Below are 21,120 nucleotides of genomic sequence, written 5' to 3'. Positions count from 1 at the left end.
CTTTCGGTCAGGCGGCAGCAGCCGCAATATGGTTTTGCAGCCAGCGCGCAGTGCGCAATAGCCGGTCGTCTTTATGCGCGGGGCCGATCAGTTGCACGCCGACCGGCAGGCCGGTCTCCCCGACAAGCAGCGGCAGCGTCACGCAAGGCAGGCCCGCCAATGTCCAGAGTGTGCAGAAAATCGGATCTCCTGTCCCATCCCCAAACCGTGGCGCCTCGCCCGCTGCGGCGGGGGCGATGATCGAATCGTATTCGGTGAAGAAATCCTCGAAAAACGCCTCAGCGGAAGCTTTCACCGCCAGGGCGTCTTCGTATTCCGCCGTACTGATCTGGCGCGCGCGGGTGATGATGGGTTTCAGCGTCTTGCTCACCTGATCCCAATGTCGGTCAAAGATCTCTGCCTGATGGCGCGCGATTTCATATTCATGGATGCGGGCCTGTACTGCGACAAGTTCCCCAAGTTGACTGGCGGGGTCCATGCGGGTGACACGCTTTCCGAGTATCTCCATCACACCGTCCAGCCCGTCGTGGGCGGCTTCCGATAGGCGATCATTGAAGGGCAGGTTGAACCAGACGAAATCCGGCTCCATCTCAGCGTCCTTGCGCGCGCCCGCCGCCATGGCAGGCCGCGCATGCACGAAGCTTTCGCTGTCGCGTTGGTCGTAGCTGCTGATGGCGTCGGCGAGCAGGGCGGCGTCTTCCAACGTGCGTGCGAAGGTGCCGATCTGGTCCAGCGACACGGAAGTTTGCAACACACCGCTGCGCGGGATGGTCCCCCGCGTTGGTTTAAACCCGAAGGTGCCGCAGAAAGAGGCTGGCCGGATGACGGAGCCGTTGGTTTGAGTGCCGATGGCCAGCGGCACATGGCCTGCCGCCACCGCCGCCGCCGACCCGCTGGAAGATCCCCCAGGGGAGTGGTCCGGATTGTGCGGGTTGCGCGTTTCATTGGCATGGACGAAGGCCAGCTCCGTTGTGACCGTCTTGCCCATGATCACCGCCCCGGCCTCGCGCAGCATCTCGACGATCCGCGCATCCTCGTCCGGCTGACGCCCCGCAAAGATCGGCGTGCCGCGTTGGGTGGGCATGTCGCGGGTGTCGATGATGTCTTTGAGCCCGACGGGCAGCCCGTGCAGAGGGCCGGTCGCCAACCCGCGCTGGCGCTGACGGTCGCAGGCCTCTGCCTGGGTCAGCGCCGCTTCGGGATCAAGATGGGCCCAGGCATGTATCGCACCATCGGTCTCCGCAATCCGGTCGAGGCAGGATTGTACCAATTGCACGGATTTCAATCGACCGGAGGCGATATGGGATGCCGCCTCCGTCGCACTCAGACTATGAGGTTTGATCTTGCTCACGGAATGTATTCACCAAAGAGATAGTCTGGGAACCACAGCGCGATGCCGGGGAACTGATACATCAACACCATGGTGAAGATCACGATGCCAAGGTACGGCATGATGCCCCGGAAGATTTCCATCAACTCGATCTGCTTCTTGAGCACCCCTTTTAGGTAGTAGGCCGACATGGCCATGGGCGGGGTCAGGAAGGAGGTCTGCAGGTTCAATGCTACCAGCATCGCAAAGAAATAGGGGTTCACGCCGAAGACTTCCAAAAGCGGCAGGAAGATCGGCACGAAGATGATCAGGATCTCGGACCATTCGAGCGGCCAGCCGAGCAGGAAGATGATGATCTGCGCCAGCACCAGGAACTGCCAGGGCTCCAGGTCCATCCCGCCGACCCAATCGGCGATGATGTCGTGCCCGCCGAGGTAGGAGAAGACGCTCGCAAAGGTCCACGACCCGACGAAAAGCCAGCAGACCATGGCCGTGGCCTTGGCCGTCAGAAACACGCTTTCCTTGAGCTTGGTCCAGGTCATCGACCGGTAGAGCACGGCCAGGATCATGCCGCCGAGGGCACCCATGGCTGCCGCTTCCGCCGGTGTTGCGAGGCCGCCTAGGATCGAGCCCAGCACCAGCGCAATCAACACGGTGAGCGGCACGAAGCTGACCAGCAGGTTCCAGTAGATTTCGCGCGGGGGCGGCACGTCATCCATCTGCGGCTTTGGCGCCAGCGCAGGATTGAACCAGACGCGCACGATCACGTAGACGATGTAGAGCCCGGCCAGCAGCAGCCCCGGGAAGACCGCCGCCGCGTAGAGCCGCAGAGGCGACAGATCCGCGATGGCGGAATAGACGATCAGCATGATCGACGGCGGGATCAGGATGCCAAGCGTACCGCCCGCGCAGATCACGCCGGAGGCGAAGCTTTTATTGTAATTTGCATTGGCCATGGCGGGGAAAGCCAGCAGCCCCATCAGCGTCACAACGGCACCCACAATGCCGGAGGCGGTGGAGAAGACCGCACAGGTCAGCAGGGCGGCAATCGCCAGTGAGCCGGGCAGATTGCGCGCGGCCTGGTAGAGCGAGAAGAAGAGCTTGTCAACGATGTTGGCGCGTTCGACCACGTAGCCCATGAACAGAAACAAGGGGATCGCCACCAGCGTCGGGTTTTCCATCACCGAATAGGTGTTCTGGTTCAGCAGATAGAAGATGTTGTTGTTGAAGATATCGCTGAAGCTCTCGATGGGGCCGCCCTGATGATAGGCGTAGTAGCCAAAGGCCACGCCCATCGCCAAAAGCGTGAAGGCAATCGGAAACCCAAGCAAAACCAGCAGAATAAACAGGCCCAGCATCAACAGGGCGACTTCGGGATTTGTCATTTTTGTATCTTTCTTCCTGCTGGCGCGTCGTTATTGCTTGCCGGGATGGATGGCTTGGATTTCAGCGATATCTGCGTCCGAGAGCAGATCTTCGGTCTCTTTCACATCGGCCAGCCGCTCGGGCCATTCCCCGCTTCGGATGGCGATGACACAGCGCACCAGCTCGGCGACGCCCTGGATCATCAAAAGCGCGCCTGCGACGGGGATCAGAGATTTGAAAAAGTAGATCTGAATGCTGGCGGGGCTGTTGAAGCTCACTTCCTTATAGCGCCAGCTGTCCGAGGCGATCTCATAGCCGAACCAGACAAGGGCGGTGACGCCCGGAAAGAAAAACAGGAAGTAGAGGAGGAAATCAAGGCTCGCCTGCACCTTGACCGGGAAGAGACGGTAGACCACATCCGCCCGCACATGCGTGTCCTGCGCCAGGGCATAAGCGCCACACATCAGAAACAGCGCGCCATACATCTGGATCATCATGTCGAACGCCCAGACCGTGGGCGCATTGAGCACGTAGCGTACAAAGACCTCATAGGACACCGAGAGCGTCAGGATCAGGATGCACCAGCCGAAGGCTCGACCGACCCAAAGGCTCAATCCTTCTATGGCGTGAACGAATTTCATGGTTTTGATTTCCCTGTCGTGGCTGGGCAGGCCCTGCTGGTCAGGGCCCGATCGTCAGCTGTAGAGGCCGGGCACCCGCCTGGGCGCCCGATCTCGATCTGCACTTACACTAGATCAACCGAAGTAGTGGTTGTAGGCCAGCTTGTAGTCAGGTTGGTTCAGGTTCAGGTAGTTCATCACGTCCTTGGCGTAGGCCTTTTGTGATTCCATCACCTTGGCAAAGAACGGATCGTCCTCCGCGATACGTGCTGTCACCTTGTCCCAGGCTGCCAGCTGGGCCGCCATCACCGAATCCGGTGTGCGGTAGACGTTCACGCCATCGGCTTCCTGCAGTTTCAGCAGGTCATCGGAATAGCGCTTGGTGTTGCCCCAGTAGAAACCGGAGTTTTCGGCCATGGACGCGTTCTTGATGATTGCCTTGTGATCGTCGGAAAGCGCGTTGAACTTGTCCTTGTTGATCGTGACCTCAAAGAACTCCTGGCTCTGGTGGAAAGAGGCGAGGTGATAATGCTTGGACACGTCCTGCATCCCGAAGTCGCGGTCGGATGTGGGGTTGTTGAACTCCGCCGCATCGATCAGGCCTGATTTCATTGCCGGCTGAATCTCACCGCCGGGCAGCTGCACCACCGACATGCCCATTTCCAGCAGAACGTCCGCGGCCAGACCAACGGTCCGGTACTTGAGACCTTCCATCTGCGAGGCGTCAGTGATCTGCTCTTTGAACCAGCCCATCGGCTGTGCGGGCATCGGCGAGTTGAAGAACGACACAACGTTGAGGCGCAGCTCGGCCATCAGCTCGTCAAAGAGCTCCTGACCGCCACCGGCATAGACCCAGCCCAGCACTTCCTGGCTCGACCAGCCAAAGCAGGGGCCCGTGCCAAAGAGCGAGGCCGCTTTGGATTTACCGTACCAATAGGCGGGCACGTAATGCGCGGCATCCAGCACGCCGCGGTGCACCGCGTCCTGCATTTGGCTGGTTTTCACAACGGCGTCGACCGACAGGACTTCGATGGTCAGTGAGCCGCCGCTCATTTCATTCACGCGCGCCGCGAAGGACTGCGCGTTTTCCAGGAAAATACCGCCGCCCCAGGCCGCTTGCATTTTCAAGGTGGTGCCGTGGCCATCCGCAATGGCTGGCGTGGCGAGAGCGGCCGCACCTGCGACGGCTGAGCCGCGCAGGAACTTTCTGCGGTTAAGATTATCTGTCATATTTCCTCCCTTAAGAACGGGCATGAGCGCCCGGATCTGTCGTAAGGCGCGGTGAGCGCCATTCTGTGAAAACTCTGGAAACGCGGTTGGGCGTCTGGTGGTGTCATTCGGCGCAAATCTCCTCGGGCGCCAAACAAAACCAATTCCCCGAATTTACATTGGTAAAGCTAGGTGTTTCGCAGGCGCTGGCAAGCAAAACTTGCCTCAAAAACAACCCGTTAGTGCAACCTTTGGGGGAATTTTATCCGTTTTCCGTTTGTTTTAACCGTTTCTCCTTCTGCACAGGTCCAATTGCGATCTTAGGCCAGCGGGCCCGTGCCTGTTGTCGTTGCTGTGAATTCGCCATTTGAGCCTATGGCTTTTGCGGGCAACCGACCACCAATCAGGTCGGTAATCTCCGTGGCTGCCGCAGCAACCGTCGCACCAAGCTCCGGCACGCGCAGCGGGTCAAACCTCGTGCTCGGCCCGGAAATCGACACACCCGCAACCGGGTCACCGTGTTCATCGTAAATCACCGACCCGATGCAGGACATGCCCGCATGACGCTCTTCGCGATCAAAGGACCAGCCGCGTGCGTGGGTTTCATTGAGGTCGGCAAACAGAGCCTCCGGTGAGACCAGCGTGTTGTCGGTGAAAGGCGTGAGGCCGGAGGTCATGAGCAACTTGCGCACCCGCTCGGGCGGCATCGCAGCCAAAATAGCCTTGCCGATCCCGGAGGCGTGCATGGAGGTGCGCGTGCCACGTGCGAAAAAGGCGCGGATCGGATTGAAGGTCTCGACCTGACCGACAAACACCACCTCAGCCCCATCGGGAATTGCGAGGTTTGCGGTTTCGCCGGTCTTTTCCATCAGATGACGCATGACCGGTCGGCTGACCGTGCTCAGCCCGGTGCGGTTCATGAAAGACACGCCCGTCCGATAAGCCTCGATCCCAATGACCCAATCCTGGCGTTCCTCGTCAAAGGCGACAAAGCCGTGCTTTTGCAACGTTGTCAGAATGCGATGGGTTGTGGCGGTCGGGACACCAAGCGACATGGATAAATCGGTCAGCGTCGCCCGTTCCGCCCGAGACACTGCCGTCAGAATGCCAAGCGCGCGATCAAGCGACTGCAGTGTCCCTGCGGAGCTTTCGCGAAATTGGGATTTTGGTCTCCCACGCTGGCGTTTCTGAATTGTCACGGACACGTCCTTGAGAATCTGCTTCAGGATTTATGGCATGAATGAAAAATAATTTCAATAAATTCATTTAATCGATTTTTGAAAAAGGTAAAAGTTATTAAAAACAGAGTGATGAATAATTAAATTAGTTAATGGAAAACATTTTCGAGAAAATTGAAATGCGCGCACTAATTGGTATGTTGCTGCATGACGTATGAGGAGACCGACATGTCAGACCAAAACCCAGTGTTCATTCCCGGGCCAACGAATATTCCCGATCGGCTGCGTGCTGCGATGCACGTTCAGACCCGTGACCACCGTGCGCCTGATTTTGTCGAAACCTTCGCGCCAATTTTGGAAGACACCAAGAAGGTATTTGGAACGACGAAAGGCTCTGTCATCACGTTTCCGGCCAGTGGCACCGGCGGATGGGAAGCGGCCATTTGCAATACGCTCAGCCCGGGCGACAAGGTTCTGGTGGCGCGCTACGGCATGTTCAGCCACCGCTGGATCGATCTTTGCCAACGCCATGGTCTGGATGTTCACATTATTGACTGTGCATGGGGGTCGGGGGCGCCTGCTGACAGGTTCGAGGCGGTTCTGAGCGCGGATAAGAGCCATGAGATCAAGGCCGTTTTGGTCACGCACAACGAAACAGCGACCGGGGTGAAATCCGACATCGCGGCGGTACGTGCGGCGATGGATGCGGCCGGCCATCCAGGCATGATGTTTGTGGACTGCGTAAGCTCGCTGGCGTCGATGGAATTTCGGATGGACGACTGGGGTGTCGATATCGCGGTCTCCGGCTCTCAGAAAGGCTTCATGCTGGCGACGGGCATGGCGATCCTTGGCGTCAGCCCCAAAGCGCTGGCCGCCATGGAAGCGGCCAAGCTGCCGCGCACCTTCTTTGACTTTCGCGATATGATGGGCGCCAATGCGTCAGGCGGTTTTCCCTATACACCGCCCCTGCAGCTGATCTATGGCATGCGCGAAAGCCTGAAGATGCTCTTTGAGGAGGGTCTGGAAAGCGTTTATGCGCGCCATTTCAGACTGGCCGAAGGGGTGCGGCGTGCGGTTGATGCCTGGGGGCTGAAGCTGGTCGCGGAAAATCCCGCGCTATACTCCGATACGGTCAGCGCGATTTATGTGCCCGAAGGGTTCGACAGCAATGCACTGACGGATCAGGCGTTCAACGCCTATGGCGTGTCCTTCGGCATCGGCCTGGGTGAGATGAACGGCAAAGCCTTCCGCATCGGCCATTTGGGCAGCCTGACGGATGTGATGGTGTTGTCGGGATTGGCAACGATTGAAATGGCCATGGCTGATCTGGACTATCCCATCGAGCTTGGCAGCGGTGTCGCGGCGGCCCAGGATTATTTCCGTGCGCACCGTGCGGCGTTGATCAAGACAGCAGCGTAGGGGGGCGGTATGCTAGATACATTGACCGGACCAGATCTGACCATCGATCACGTGCGTGCCGCGCATGAGCGGATCAAGCCCTATATCCACCGCACGCCGGTGCTGACCTCGACCTATTTCAACGAGCTGACCGGGGCAGAGCTGTTCTTCAAATGCGAGAACTTTCAAAAAGCTGGTGCCTTCAAGGTCCGCGGCGCGTCGAACGCGGTCTTTGGCCTTAGTGATGCGATGGCCGAGAAAGGCGTGGCGACCCATTCCTCGGGCAACCACGCGCTGTCGCTCAGTTATGCAGCAGGTCGGCGCGGGATCCCGTGCCACGTGGTTATGCCGCGCACCGCGCCCGAAACAAAGAAGGCGGCGGTGCGCGGCTACGGCGGGATTATTACCGAATGTGAGCCTTCGACCACCAGCCGCGAGGCGGTGTTTGCCGAGGTGCAGGACGCGACAGGGGCAGAATTTGTGCACCCCTACAATGACCCGCGCGTGATTGCGGGGCAGGCGACTTGTTCGCTGGAATTGCTGGAGCAGGTTGATAACATGGACGCGGTGATCGCGCCCATCGGCGGTGGTGGCATGATCTCGGGCACCTGTCTGACGCTCTCCAACCTGGCACCGAAGATGGAGATCTACGCGGCGGAACCCGATCAGGCGGATGACGCCGCGCGCTCTTTCCGGGCGGGGCATATCATTGCCGACGATGCGCCGGTGACCATCGCGGACGGCCTCAAGGTGCCGCTGAAGGAGAATACCTGGCACTTCGTTTCCAGCTTCGTGACCGATGTGCTGACGGCCAGCGAACAGGAGATCATCGATGCGATGAAACTGACCTGGGAGCGGATGAAGATCGTCATGGAACCAAGCTGCGCCGTGCCGATGGCGACGATCCTGCGCAATCCGGAAGTGTTCCGGGGCAAGCGCGTGGGGGTGATCATCACGGGCGGCAATGTGGATTTGAACAAACTGCCCTGGATGAAGGGCTAAGGAGGACGCGATATGAACAAGCAGGTCAAATTCGAAGATTTTGAAGTGGGCTACGACATTCCGGCCGCAATTGGCATGGACGAGGCGCAGATCCAGACGCCGTGTCTCGTGCTCGATCTCGACGCGCTGGAACGCAACATCAAGAAGATGGGCGACTGGGCGAAGGCGCACGGCATGCGCCACCGGGTGCACGGCAAGATGCACAAATCCGTCGATGTGGCGCTGTTGCAGGAAAAGCTGGGCGGCTCTTGTGGTGTCTGCTGCCAAAAGGTGTCAGAGGCAGAGGTGTTTGCGCGCGGCGGTATCAAAGACGTGCTGGTTTCCAATCAGGTACGCCAGCCCGAGAAGATAGATCGCCTGGCGCGGATGCCGAAGCTGGGCGCGCGCACGATCTGCTGCGTGGATGACATTGAGAATGTGGCGGACCTGTCGGAGGCGGCGATGCGCCATGGGACCGAAATAGAGTGTCTTGTCGAAATCGACTGCGGTGCGGGTCGGTGCGGTGTGACCACAACGCCTGAGGTGGTGGAGATTGCAAAGGCCATCGATGCAGCCGACGGTCTGAAATTTGCGGGCATCCAAGCCTATCAGGGCGCGATGCAGCACATGGACAGCTATGCCGACCGCAAAGCCAAGATCGACGTGGCGGTGGCCATGGTGAAGGAGGCGGTCGAGGCGCTGAAAGGTGAAGGTCTGACATGTGATATCGTCGGTGGCGGCGGTACAGGCTCCTATTACTTTGAGGGCAATTCGGGTGTGTTCAACGAGTTGCAATGTGGCTCCTACGCTTTCATGGACGCAGATTATGGGCGCATTCTGGATGAAAACGGCAACCGGATTGATCAGGGCGAATGGGAAAACGCGCTGTTCATCCTGACCTCGGTGATGAGTCACGCCAAGGCGGATAAGGCCATCGTGGACGCGGGCCTCAAGGCGCAATCGGTGGACAGCGGTCTGCCGGTGATCTTTGGCCGCACGGACGTCGAATACGTCAAATGCTCCGACGAGCATGGCGTGGTGGCCGACCCGGATGGGGTCCTTAAGGTCAACGACAAGCTGAAACTGGTGCCGGGCCACTGCGACCCGACCTGCAACGTGCATGACTGGTACGTGGGCGTGCGCGACGGCAAGGTTGAAACGCTCTGGCCGGTGTCCGCGCGCGGCAAGGCCTACTGAGCCAAAACGGCACCGGAAAAGATGGGCGCGCCCGACGGCTTCGGGCGCGTTTGCACGTAGAACACAGACTGAAGGGTGAAGACATGGCCGAAGGATTGCTGATTGTAGGGGAAGACGTCTGTGCGGAGGTGGTGAGCAGCGCCGATGCATTCACCGCCGTTGAAGCGGTCTTTGGTGCCATGGCCAAGGGGGATGCCTATAATTTCCCGGTGATCCGAGAGGCCATCGGCTATGCCGACGCGCTTTACGGGTTCAAATCCGGGTTCGACAAGGCGGGCAAGACGCTTGGCGTCAAATCGGGCGGCTACTGGCCCGGCAATATGGACAAGGGGCTGACCAACCACCAATCCACCATTTTCCTCTTTGATCCCGACACCGGCATGTTGCAGGCGCTGGTGGGCGGCAACTACCTGACGGCGGTGCGTACGGCGGCGTCCTCCTCCGTTTCCATCGCCCATCTGGCGCGCAAGGATGCGAAGGTGCTGGGCATGGTGGGCGCCGGGCATCAGTCGACCTTCCAGCTGCGCGCCGCGGCACAGCAACGCGATTTTGAAAAGGTTGTCGCCTGGAACCCACATCCCGAAATGCTGCCGCGTCTCGGGTCGGTGGCCAAGGAGCTTGGGCTGGCGTTCGAGGCTGTCACCCAGGAAGATCTTGGCGCGCAATCGGATGTGATCATCACCATCACTTCGGCGTTTGAACCGCTGCTGATGAAGGGCTGGATCAAACCGGGGACGCATATCGCCTGTATGGGCACCGACACCAAGGGCAAACAGGAAATCGATCCCGAGATCTTCACCACCGCGACGGCCTTTGCGGATGAGATTGCGCAATCGACGACCATCGGCGAGGCGCAGCATGCCATTGCCTCGGGCCTCATCGGCAAAACCGAAATCACGCCGATTGGCGCTGTGATCAATAGCGATCATCCGGGGCGCAGCGCTGCGGATGAAATCACGCTCTTTGATGGGACGGGCGTGGGGTTGCAGGATCTGGCGGTGGCGTCGGTCGCGGCTGAGCAGGCGGAAAAGCAGGGCAAGGCCACGCGGGTCGCGCTCTGACTTAGATCATTGACCTTGCAAGAAAAAACCACCCGGTCGCAGCCATTGCGGTCGGGTATTTTTCTGGTCTGAATGCCCATTAAGGCTTCATAAATTCGCATAAACTTGTCGTTTCATGGCACGCCCGTTCCTCGTGTCGGCCATGTTTTGAACACAGCATTTCGGCCTTTTTGACGTGACGCTTACTCCCTTTGCACCTCACCAGAGGAGCGATGGGCCGATGGCGAGAGGCGAAAGACTGAAAGCAAGATGAGCACCCAGGACGAAACACTACACGACGAGGCCAACAGCGAGGCGCTGGCCCCCGGCAGCAAACTGCTGAGCGGGCAATATGAGATCGTGCGCTATCTCAGCAGCGGCGGTTTTGGCATCACCTATCTGGCCAAGGACAGCCTCAACCGCACCGTGGTGATCAAGGAATGCTTTCCCGAGGCATTCTGCAGCCGGGTGAAGAAAACGGTGCGCGCCAGAACCAAAAACTACGTCGATGATTTCCGCTCGATTGTGGCGCTTTTCATCCGTGAGGCGCATGCGCTGTCACGTCTGGATCACTCCAGCGTGGTGGGCGTGCATCAGGTGTTTGAGTATAATGAGACCGCCTATATGGCGCTCGACCTGGTGGACGGCAAAGACCTGTTGGAGATCATCGAAAGTGGTGCGCCCGCGATGTCCGCAGCGCAGGTGCAGTCGCTGACCGTGTCGCTGCTTGATGCCATCGCGCATGTGCACAGTCAGGACCTGCTGCACCGCGACATCTCGCCAGACAACATCCTGGTCGACAAATCGGGGCGTCCGGTGCTGATCGATTTCGGTGCGGCACGGGAAGAGGCCAGCCGCAAGAGCCGCGTTCTCTCTGCGGTCCTGGTGGTGAAGGACGGCTATTCCCCGCAGGAATTCTATGTGGCCGGCAGTCAGCAATACCCCTGCAGTGACCTTTATGCGCTTGCGGCGACCCTGACCCATCTGATTTCTGGCGAAGCGCCGCCCAACAGCCAGGCGCGGCTTGCTGCACTGGCATCGCACCAGCCGGATCTCTACGAGCCGCTGCGCGGGCGCTTCCCGGCCTATGACGATGATTTTCTGGCTGCCATCGACAAGGCCATGAACATCGTGCCCGCAGATCGGATTCAATCCGCCGAAGAATGGGCGTTGATGATCGATCCCACGAGGCGTGCGGAAATTGCGCGGGCGCAGGCGCGCGATGATCAGACGATCAACCTGACCATCAGCAATCTGATCCAGTCTGTTCAAGACGACAAAGAGGACGCCGCGCCGGTTGAGGTCGCGCCTGTGCCGGAGGTTGAACCCGAAGCCGAGATACCGGAGCCCTGGGATACAAAGCCGGTCGATCCGAAATACGACGCGGCATTTTTCAGGGATCTCTACGATAGCGAGACGCCGGAAGAGCAGGGCGATACCGGTGGCCCAGAAGCATCAGCTCAGGATATGTCCTCTGCGGACCGCAAGATGATCGACCGCGTTTCGGATAAAGCGACAGCCGCCGATCCGGTGAACTCAGTTTCGGCACCGAACGGGGAAAAACAAACCCGTTCAAAGGTTTCCGTCACGCCAGCGGCGGTGGTCACCACCAAAAGCCGGATCTTCAAGGAAGAGATTTCGACGCCACGGCCCGCGGCCAAAAAGGAAGCGTCACAGGCAAGGCCGAAGAAATACAAGACCCTGCCGGATGTCATTTCCCAGCAGGATTTTGATGCGCTGATGGCGGCGGAGCGGTCCGTGGCGCGCTCTTCGATCTGGCGCAGGTGGGCGACGTTGCCGGTCATCCTGGTGGCCTATTTCATGCTGGGGCAGGCCGCCCTGCAATTCGACGATTTTCATGCTGTTACCGTGGGGAAGCTGCTCAACATGGGTGAGGACTACGGCTACTGGACGATCAACCAACGCTACACGGCAGGGGGCTGACCCGGGATTTGGCCGCGTAGATCACACTCACTCTCCATAACACCCGGGTGGTCCGGGCAGCGAGACAACAGGCGATATTGGAAAGGCACGATATGACACTCTTCCGCAAGGTATTTCAGAACCAGTCAAGACCCGCCACCGAGGATGAGGCGCTCGACGAAGACGCGTTGCGCGAGGCCTTCATGGAGACGTCGGACAAACGGGTGCTGCCGCTCGATCCATTCGCCGTGGCGGGTGAAGAGGATGATCCTGAAGCCTTTGGGGAAGAGCTTGAGACGGATGTGATGGATCAATTGGGCCTTAGCCCGGAGGAAGCGCCTTTGGCGGAAGATTCATTTGAGAATGATGACGCCCCGGAAGTGGCTGAGGACGATGCCGAAACCGAAGAAGATTTTGTGGAAGCGGTCAGCGCGGCAGATACGGCGGAAGACGACCTCGCTGAGGAAGAGGATGATGGCGGCGCGGATATCGCAGCCGTTCTCGCCCAGACCCGGATGATGGAAACCGCACCGGCGGTTGAAGCGGAACAGGAAGAAACGCCTGGCGAGAGCTGGTCCGAAGGCGAGGAAGCCTCCGAAGAAGTTGTGGCCCTCGAAGAGGACCCTACCGAAACAGATGCGTCAGCCGCAGACAATCCAGACATCGTGGCCTTCGCCCAGCAGCAATTGCAGGCCGTTGAGAGCACCGAACCGGCGGGTGATCCCGCGCCTGTTGATCTGTCCAACACCACGCCGCTCTCCGCTGTTCCGGCGCCGGTGCCAGGCCGGGCGGGGCGTCGGGCAGGGCGGGTGAAAACACGTCTTCTGGGGTTCAATCGCGCCGAGCCGGATGCCAATGACCCCTTTGGCAGTGCAGAAAACGTCACCGCCAAACCACAGCATGACAAATTCCCGGTGGGCTGGCTGGTCGTCGTGGAGGGCCCCGGCATCGGGCATTCCTTCAGTATCTTTACAGGTGCGTCGATGATCGGTCGCGGTGACGATCAGGTGATCAAACTCGATTTCGGGGACAACAGCATTTCGCGTCACAATCACGCGGCCATCGCCTACGATGAAGAAGAGAACAAATTCTACATCGGCCACGGTGGCAAATCGAACATCATCCGCCGCAATGCGCGCCCGGTTCTGAGCACCGAGGAACTGCAACACGCGGACCTGATCCGCATTGGCGAGACCACACTGCGCTTTGTGGCGCTCTGCGGGTCTGACTTCAAATGGGAGACCACGGAGGGCGGCGATGCGCCCGCCCTTTGATTTCGATGCGGCCTCGGCGTTGAGCAAAGGCCGCCGCAGCTATCAGGAGGATGCGGTCATTGCCGATTTCTCCCGTGGCTCGGAGGTTGGCGTTGCGGTGCTGGCGGACGGCATGGGCGGACATGCAGCAGGCGATGTCGCGAGCAAGATCGTGGTGACCGAGGTCTTCAGTGAATTGATGTTCCAGCGCGGCGATGTCGATGCGTTCGAAAGCAAGGTCACAACGCATTTGTTCGAGGCTGCGATGGCGGCGAATGCCTGCCTGCGCGATCATGTTGCCTCTTACCCGGAGACCCATGGCATGGGGGCGACGCTGGTGGCGACGGTGATCATCAACCGGCATCTTTACTGGATTTCCATTGGGGATTCGCCGCTGTTCCTGTTCCGGGATGGAGAATTGTCGCAACTCAACGAAGATCACTCCATGGCGCCACAGATCGATTATATGGTGAAATCGGGACTACTGGACAAGGAAGAGGGTCAGTACCACCCTGATCGGAACACATTGACCTCTGTGCTTTTCGGCGAGGACATTCCCAAGATTGACTGCCCCACCGACCCTGCAGCCTTGCAGGCAGGCGATATTCTGATCGTGGCCAGCGATGGTCTGCAGTTTTTGACCGATGAGGAGATTGCGCAGGTTTTATGTGCGTCCCGTGGGGCACAAAGCGCTGAAATTGCCGACCGTTTGCTGGACCGGCTGCGCGAGCAGAACGATCCGGATCTCGACAACGTGTCCTTCTCGGTGGTGCAGCTGCAAGATGCTGATGACTGCAAAGCACAGTCGGAAAAGAGCCAGCTGACGGGGATCCGCTGTGTTGGATGACACCACCCCAAACCGCGTAATTGCCGAGCTGGAGAAAGCCCTCGCCAAGGGCGTGTTGACGGGCGCACCGGCGGAGCAGGCGACCCAATTGCTGGAGCGGTTGCGCACCGGTGTCCGGGTTGTGGTTCTGGGGCCCAAGGGCGTGGGCAAATCGCAGCTATGCAGTGTGTTGCTGCTCCAGGTGTTGCAGCCGAATGTGCAAGCGGGTGCAGTGACCTACAAATCCGGAGAATTTCGCGATGCCGCCGCTGATGCGCAGAACGTATCAATGGATCACCCGCTCTTGCAGGTCATTACCCTGACGGACACAGGCCCCGCGGCGGGGGCCATTGACGCAGCGCAGCTCGAAGCGATGACGCAGGCCGATGTCGTGCTCTGGTGTACACAGGAGTTTTCCAAGCCGGAGGCGGAAGTCTGGGCGCAGGCCTCGGATCATCTGAAAGACCACAGTTTCCTGGTCCTGACCAAAGCCGATCAGTTTGCCGAGCGTGGCACGCTGCCGGAGCGGATCGCGGCGCTACAAATGGTTGCGGGCGAGGAGTTCCACAGCTTTTTCCCGACCTCGACTTTCCACGCACATCAGGCGCTTTGCAAAAACGGTGACATTCCCGAGCAGCTCTTTGCGGCAAGCGGCGTAAAGGCGTTGATGCAAACGCTGTCAAACCTTGCAACCTCCGGTCAGCGCGCCGATCTCGACAATGCGTGGCTGTTCCTGCAGCGCAACGGAATTGAGGCCGCACAGATCGACAATGCCGCAGGTCAAGGCGACCGCGCGCCTGCGGAGGTCGCGACCTATGAAAAAGCACTGGCCTTGTTGCGGGCACGCACGCCGGAATTGATGGCGACCTCAGCGGATTCCGACGAGCTTCGTCCCGAAGCGATCCTGGGCTGTTGCGGGACCCTTGCCGAAGACCTGGCCGAAATTGCTGCTGATGAAACGCATAGCGCGCCTGATTTTGATGCCTGGCGCAATGATCTTTATGAGGCGAGCGATAAAGTCGTGCTGATGAGCCTTGAAAATGACCTGCGATCGGCAGCGGATGCGGCAACGATCATTCTGCAACTGACCCGCGACCTCGAAGCCCGGCTGGTTCACTAAAAGCTTAGCAATTCTCAGCATTTGAGCCTGCCGAAGGTCACAATCACCGCACAATTGACGGGCATTTCTGAACGGTGAACACGTATCTTTGGGGCTGAAAACATGATGGTCGTTCTAACCTGCCGCATTCTGAAAAATGCACATGCCTGCGGGGATTTGTGCATTGAGGGGGCGTCATGAACGTTCTTAACGCCTCGGCGGAGCAGGACTTCAGGAAAGCCTCACAGGCTGATCTGCTGAGCATGGGGCTGACCCCCTTGCGCGATGTTGCGCAGTCCATTTCGGATCTGCGGTCAGCACTGGATGCGCTGGAGGTTCTGGGCACAGAGAACACGGCCAAACGGGTGGAGCGGTTGCGCCGCCAACTTGATGCATTTGAGCCCAGTGTGACGATGGTCGGGCAGATCAAATCCGGCAAGACCTCTCTGGTCAACGCGATTGTGGGCCAGTCCGATCTGCTTCCGGCGGATGTGAACCCGTGGACCTCGGTCGTCACGTCATTGCATTTGCACCCGGAAACACCGGGCTTCAAAAACAGCGCCTCCTTCCGGTTTTTCGACGAAGATGAATGGGATCGTCTGGTCTCCGGCGGGGGGCGCATTGGCGAATTGGCCAGCCGCGCCGGGGCGGATGAGGAGCTGGAAAAGATCAAACTGGAAGTGGCGAAAATGCGCGAAAAGTCACAGGCGCGCCTCGGCCAGAAATTCGAAATGTTGCTGGGACAGCAGCGCGACTATGGCTATTTCGACAAGGGCCTGATCGAGCGCTACGTGTGTCTGGGTGAAGAGCCCGATGCAGATGATCCCGACATTTCGGACGAGCAGGGCCGTTTTGCCGATATCACCAAATCCGCTGACCTGAATATGGAACGTGCAGCATTGCCCATCGGGCTTTGTTTGCGTGACACCCCCGGGGTGAACGACACCTTCATGATGCGGGAGCAGATTACCATCCGGTCGATCCGTGAGAGCCGGATTTGCGTTGTCGTTCTATCCGCACATCAGGCGTTATCCTCCACGGATCTCGCGCTCATTCGTCTGATTTCGCACGTAAAATCGCGTGATATCGTGATCTTCGTGAACCGGATTGATGAGCTGTCTGACCCGCAGACGCAAATCCCGCAAATCGCGCAGAGCATTTCGGATACGCTGGCGATGCATAAGGGGCCGGAGGACGCGCAGGTGATTTTTGGCAGCGCGCTTTGGGCCGGTTATGCGCTTGACGGTCGCCTGGCGGATCTGCCGCCAGCAAGCGCCGATGTCCTGAAGAAATGGTCGGAAACCGTCGATCTGGGTGACATCTTGAATGAGGAGAATCGCCGCGATCCGATCAAAATGGCATGGGGATTGTCCGGCGTGCCAGCGCTGCAGCAGGCACTGTCACAGCGGATTGTCGACGGGATCGCCGAAACCACGTTGCAGCGCGTTGGCAGCAGTGCCTTCAACCTGATCAACGCCATTGCCGCGACCCAACAGATGGGCGGTGCGGACAAGGCTGTCGGGCCTAGCGAGAAACTGGAAGGACCTGCAGCGCAGGCGCGGCTATCAGAGATTTCTGTAACTCGAAAAACCGATCTGGATGCCAGCTTCACAGCAATACTGGAGGAGTTTTCGGGACGTATGGACCGGGTGCAGGCCAGTTTCCTTGAGCGTGCGACCGCCTCCCTGATCGTGCATCTGGAGCAATTTGGCGACGCCACGCCCTGGACCTATGATCCTGCAGGTCTGCGGATGTTGCTGGGATCCTCGCATAAGGTCCTGGCGCGGAAGAGCAAGGCGGCTTTTGAGGCCGCCGTGCAGCAAACCTCAGAGGAACTGGGGGACCTCTATACGGCTGCCTTCGGGCTTTCGGCAGAGCAGGTGGGCATGGTTGTGCCCCGCGCGCCGCAAGTGCCGGCACCGGTGACCTTGGGGCGGACCATCGCCCTCGATCTGAACGGTAGCTGGTGGAAAAGATGGTGGCTACACAGACGGGGATATAAGGCCTACGCGTCGAGCTTTTACGAGTTAATCAAGGCTGAAACCAATCCCTTTGTCGAAGAGCTGCGCGATGATCTGGCGCAATCCGTCAAGGATACGGCCCTCGAAGCATTCGATATATTTCTCGAAGAACAGCATTCTGTTTTTGCCACCTTTGATCGGATGGCGCAGGCCGATCCTGAAGAACTCAAAGCGATTGCTACTAAGAATGCACCGCCTGATCGCAAGGCGCTGTTGGGTAAAACGTTGAAAACGCTAAACGAGTACGCATCATGACGTCAGAAGCACCACCGACAGAAAGACCTGCATTCTTTGACAATGTCAGCAAAACCAGACGCCCCCGTATGGCGCTTATGGGGGAATTCAGCGCGGGCAAAAGCACGCTTGCCAATCTCATGATCGGGTCTGATCCCTTGCCGGTTCAGGTCATCGCGACACAGCTGCCACCCGTCTGGATCAGCTACGGATCAGAGCCTGCGGTGATTGTCGATCTGCAGGGGAATGAGACCCCCTGCGATCTTGAAGCGCTGCAGGAAATCTCGACCCAGGAAACGGCCTTCATCCGCATTCAGAGTGAAGAGGAAATTCTGAAGATGTGTGATGTGATCGACATGCCGGGCATATCCGATCCGAACATGCCATCTGATGTCTGGGCGCGGATTCTGCCCCTGGCGGATGGGGTCATCTGGTGCAGCCCGGCAACGCAGGCTTGGCGGCAAAGCGAGGCTTCTGTCTGGGAAAATGTGCCGCCGCACATTCAGGAACACTCTATCCTGCTGCTGACGCGCGGCGATATGCTGGTCTCTGAAAGGGACCGTAAAAAGGTGCTCAGACGCGTGCGCGCGGAGACCGAAGGATTATTTGCCAGCAGCATGATCATGTCGCTCACGCAGGCGCGTGATGCGGAGGATGATGCCGATCTGTGGGACCAAAGCGGCGCGGAGCTGTTCGTCAGTGAGTTCTTGAGCATCGTCAATGGCTTGACCGACCGACTGGCGGAAGGTGAGGGCACTGAGCCTTTCGATACCTCGGGTCTCTGCGCGACGGAAACACTCCCGGATGCAAAGCCGGAGGAGCCCACCTCTGCGGAAAACACGACGGATCGCGTTGTGCCGCGCAGGCCGGTGGCAAAGTCAGTCCGGGCGCGCCCGGTGCCCCCGCCTGAGGTTGAGGAAGAGCTAAGTCTAAGTCCCAAATTCTCCTGAAATCGTTAACCGGATTCACATCAACTGCCGCTATGCCTGAGGCATTCTGAAAAGGCAGAGCACGTGTGCATATCGGATCACGGTGGATGACATGACGGTAGGGGATCGGCTGGACCGCTTTCGCGCCCGGTTTCCGGGATGTTTCGTCGTGGCCTTTGCTGATTTGTCCACGGGCATGGTGCTTGCCGACAGTTCCGGCGCGAAAACCGTGCAGGAACAGTTGGATGCTTTATGCCATTCGGCCACGGACAGCCTGAATGGCAACATCGCGCAGCAGCTTCCCGGCGCAGGTCTGCCAACAAATTCCATGCCTCAGCATGCAGTGGCCCTGAGTGGCGGTGAGATGGCGTGCTTCCTGCGCTCTCCAACTGTTGAAAACGAGGCTTTGTGCATCTTGTGCGATCCTCAGATGCCATTGAGCGCGGTGATTTCGGAGGGCGCAGAGTTGCTGGCCGATATCGGGCGGGAGGCATAAGCGATGCCCGAGAGCCACCATGAAGAAGCCCTGCGTCTGACCGCAGTCCTACAGCAGTTGAGTGAGGTGCCGTCGGTTCAGAGGGCGGGCGGTCGGCTCATCACAAGCTCTGGTGATGATTCCGCGCTGTTGGGGATTTTGCAGGAGGTTCAGGAGACTGTCTTGCCGCGAGATTTGCACTTCTGCGCTGCGGATCAATCGGAGCTTGTTTTGACGGTCGCTGAGCGTCGGATCACCCGAATGCGCCTGGTTGAGAAGGGCGCCCTAAGCCAGAACCTGCTCAAGGATGGATCCGCAGACGACCTCGCCCAGGTAGCGGCAAGGCTGGTCGCGTTTTGCGCAGATGCATCGGAGATATGGGTAAGGGCCGAGTTGATTTCCGACCATCTGGCCGTTGACGCAGTGGGTTTATCTTTAAGCGCGCTGAAATCTCATTTGGGCGGCGTTGTCGGTGCGGCGGTCGAACCGATATCACTTGATGCTGCCGTTTCCGGCAGCAAGGATTTCGCTCTCGCGGTTCTGGACAGCAACGCTGCTGAGTCAGACCAAATCATCGGCCAGCGCGATCTTGGTGCCTCGCTTCGTTTGCTCGATGCTGAATTGCTGCGCGACGGTGTAGGAAAGGATCGTCTATCAATCTGGTCTGGTGCAATGCCGGATGACCCGTCAATTTTGCTGGCTGTTCGCAATGAGCGACGCATCTGGCTGGCTTTTGAAGCCGACAACCTTGACGCCTGTCTCGCTTGCTGGACAGAAGTCTTCGCACCCGCGCCGTGATTGGAAAAGGTGTCAGTCTCTTTCACCAAGTCCATAATCCGAATTGCCACTTGTTTGAGCATTTTGGCGGCTACGGCATATATCCTGACTAAATTCTGAACAAACACGTGGAATTTGCACTCTTTCTGGGCGAACATACGGGTCTTCGGCCAATTCGCCCGCCTCAGGCTTTCCTTCCGGCAGCCTGCTCCGGACGCTTTGCGCCAAAGCACAAACCGGAGGTTGCCATGATTCAGTCCAAAATTCCCCATCTCGTCTGCGCGTTGAGTTTCTGCGCGTCCGCCAGTTTCGCCGATGGTCATCTCACGCCCGTTGTCTTCGGGACCAACTGGCTCGCTCAGGCGGAACACGGTGGGTTCTACCAGTCGGTTGCGGACGGGACCTATGCGGCTTGCGGTCTGGACGTTGAGATCATTTCGGGCGGGCCGCAGGTTAACAACCGGGCGTTGATGCTGGCGGGCAAGATTGATTTTCATATGGGCGGTGACATGTTGCAGGCCTTCAACGCCGTCAAAGAGGGCATACCCGTCGTTTCGGTCGCGGCGATTTTTCAAAAGCACCCGCAGGTCATTCTGGCGCACCCCGGAGAAGCGGAAAGCTGGGAGGATCTCAAGGATCTGACCCTGCTGATCGGCGACAATGGTTTTACGTCATACTACCAGTGGATGATCGCGGAACACGGCTTCACGGTCGAACAACGCCAACCCTACACGTTCAATCCAGCCCCTTTCATTGCTGATAAAGAAAAGGGCATGCAGGGGTATCTGAGCTCCGAACCCTACGCGGTGTTGAAGGAGGCCGGGTTCCAACCCAATGTCTTCCTGATCGCGGACGCCGGCTATTCCTCTTACGCCACGACGATTGAGACGATGGCGGACACAATCGAAAGCGCGCCGGAAAAGGTTGAGTGCTTCGTCGATGGCTCGCTGACAGGGTGGTACAACTACCTTTATGGGGACAGCGCCGCAGCCGATGAATTGATCCTGGCTGCGAACCCGGACATGTCGCAGGACAAGATCGATTTTGCCAAAAAGATGATGCTTGAAGAAGGCATCGTTGACAGCGGCTCAGCGCTGGAAACCGGTATCGGATCGATGACCGACGAGGTGATCGGGGATTTCTACGCCAAGATGGTCTCCGCCGGTGTGCTGGAGGACGGGTTGGATTGGCAGTCTGCCTATACCCTTGAATTCACGAATAAATCTGTTGGTAAGGACATCAAGCCCTAGTTGAGCAGGGTGACC

At 58.8% G+C, this 21,120-nt stretch carries 18 protein-coding genes; 13 read left to right on the top strand and 5 right to left on the bottom strand.

The features are described 5' to 3' along the window. Positions 1-7 precede the first annotated feature (7 nt). From Q1A63_RS10160 to Q1A63_RS10140, 5 genes are all read right to left on the bottom strand, one after another. Positions 8-1,351, bottom strand: a complete 1,344-nt coding sequence (locus Q1A63_RS10160; protein ID WP_298970742.1) for an amidase — start codon at positions 1,349-1,351, stop codon at positions 8-10. Continuing rightward, the gene (locus Q1A63_RS10155) at positions 1,348-2,715 is read right to left on the bottom strand and encodes a TRAP transporter large permease subunit (RefSeq protein ID WP_298970744.1); all 1,368 of its coding nucleotides are present in this window, start codon (positions 2,713-2,715) and stop codon (positions 1,348-1,350) included. The genes Q1A63_RS10160 and Q1A63_RS10155 overlap by 4 nt, the downstream gene beginning before the upstream one ends. 30 nt (positions 2,716-2,745) lie before the next feature. Next, positions 2,746-3,336 (bottom strand): TRAP transporter small permease subunit, encoded by a 591-nt coding sequence (locus tag Q1A63_RS10150; protein ID WP_298970746.1) that lies wholly within the window; start codon positions 3,334-3,336, stop codon positions 2,746-2,748. Positions 3,337-3,450: 114 nt separating this feature from the next. Beyond that, positions 3,451-4,545, bottom strand: a complete 1,095-nt coding sequence (locus tag Q1A63_RS10145) for a TRAP transporter substrate-binding protein (protein ID WP_298970747.1) — start codon at positions 4,543-4,545, stop codon at positions 3,451-3,453. Between the two features lie 299 nt (positions 4,546-4,844). Further along, complete coding sequence (locus Q1A63_RS10140) at positions 4,845-5,723, bottom strand: IclR family transcriptional regulator (protein WP_298970748.1); 879 nt, start codon at positions 5,721-5,723, stop codon at positions 4,845-4,847. A 207-nt stretch (positions 5,724-5,930) separates the two neighbouring features. Here Q1A63_RS10140 and bhcA point away from each other — a divergent pair, with 207 nt between their 5' ends. The 13 genes from bhcA (at position 5,931) to Q1A63_RS10075 (ending at position 21,105) form a co-directional block, all read left to right on the top strand. Next, entirely contained in the window at positions 5,931-7,121 is a 1,191-nt protein-coding gene (gene bhcA, locus Q1A63_RS10135; RefSeq protein WP_298970749.1) for an L-aspartate--glyoxylate aminotransferase BhcA, read from the top strand. A gap of 9 nt (positions 7,122-7,130) precedes the next feature. Next, complete coding sequence (bhcB, locus tag Q1A63_RS10130; RefSeq protein ID WP_298970750.1) at positions 7,131-8,102, top strand: beta-hydroxyaspartate dehydratase BhcB; 972 nt, start codon at positions 7,131-7,133, stop codon at positions 8,100-8,102. A gap of 12 nt (positions 8,103-8,114) precedes the next feature. Then, a complete protein-coding gene (bhcC, locus tag Q1A63_RS10125) occupies positions 8,115-9,278 on the top strand; it encodes a 3-hydroxy-D-aspartate aldolase BhcC (protein ID WP_298970751.1) in 1,164 nt (387 codons plus the stop codon). Between the two features lie 83 nt (positions 9,279-9,361). Further along, on the top strand, positions 9,362-10,339 hold the full coding sequence (gene bhcD / locus Q1A63_RS10120; protein WP_298970752.1) for an iminosuccinate reductase BhcD: 978 nt from the start codon (positions 9,362-9,364) through the stop codon (positions 10,337-10,339). A gap of 249 nt (positions 10,340-10,588) precedes the next feature. After that, complete coding sequence (locus Q1A63_RS10115; RefSeq protein ID WP_298970753.1) at positions 10,589-12,262, top strand: serine/threonine-protein kinase; 1,674 nt, start codon at positions 10,589-10,591, stop codon at positions 12,260-12,262. A 92-nt stretch (positions 12,263-12,354) separates the two neighbouring features. After that, on the top strand, positions 12,355-13,515 hold the full coding sequence (locus Q1A63_RS10110) for an FHA domain-containing protein (RefSeq protein ID WP_298970754.1): 1,161 nt from the start codon (positions 12,355-12,357) through the stop codon (positions 13,513-13,515). Next, complete coding sequence (locus tag Q1A63_RS10105) at positions 13,499-14,341, top strand: protein phosphatase 2C domain-containing protein (protein WP_298970755.1); 843 nt, start codon at positions 13,499-13,501, stop codon at positions 14,339-14,341. The genes Q1A63_RS10110 and Q1A63_RS10105 overlap by 17 nt, the downstream gene beginning before the upstream one ends. Continuing rightward, complete coding sequence (locus Q1A63_RS10100) at positions 14,331-15,440, top strand: GTPase domain-containing protein (RefSeq protein WP_298970756.1); 1,110 nt, start codon at positions 14,331-14,333, stop codon at positions 15,438-15,440. The genes Q1A63_RS10105 and Q1A63_RS10100 overlap by 11 nt, the downstream gene beginning before the upstream one ends. A 176-nt stretch (positions 15,441-15,616) precedes the next feature. Then, the gene (locus Q1A63_RS10095) at positions 15,617-17,695 is read left to right on the top strand and encodes a dynamin family protein (RefSeq protein WP_298970757.1); all 2,079 of its coding nucleotides are present in this window, start codon (positions 15,617-15,619) and stop codon (positions 17,693-17,695) included. Further along, on the top strand, positions 17,692-18,624 hold the full coding sequence (locus Q1A63_RS10090; RefSeq protein WP_298970758.1) for a dynamin family protein: 933 nt from the start codon (positions 17,692-17,694) through the stop codon (positions 18,622-18,624). Before Q1A63_RS10095 ends, Q1A63_RS10090 begins: the two co-directional genes overlap by 4 nt. Before the next feature lie 91 nt (positions 18,625-18,715). Next, entirely contained in the window at positions 18,716-19,099 is a 384-nt protein-coding gene (locus tag Q1A63_RS10085) for a hypothetical protein (RefSeq protein ID WP_299631412.1), read from the top strand. Between the two features lie 240 nt (positions 19,100-19,339). Further along, complete coding sequence (locus tag Q1A63_RS10080; RefSeq protein WP_298970761.1) at positions 19,340-19,876, top strand: hypothetical protein; 537 nt, start codon at positions 19,340-19,342, stop codon at positions 19,874-19,876. Positions 19,877-20,103: 227 nt separating this feature from the next. Continuing rightward, on the top strand, positions 20,104-21,105 hold the full coding sequence (locus tag Q1A63_RS10075) for an ABC transporter substrate-binding protein (protein ID WP_298970762.1): 1,002 nt from the start codon (positions 20,104-20,106) through the stop codon (positions 21,103-21,105). The last annotated feature ends 15 nt before the right edge of the window (positions 21,106-21,120 follow it).

Source organism: uncultured Roseobacter sp. (assembly GCF_947499265.1).
Taxonomy (GTDB): Bacteria; Pseudomonadota; Alphaproteobacteria; order Rhodobacterales; family Rhodobacteraceae; genus Roseobacter.
The sequence above is the reverse complement of the archived record's forward strand: the minus strand, read 5'-3'. Positions and strand labels throughout refer to the sequence as shown.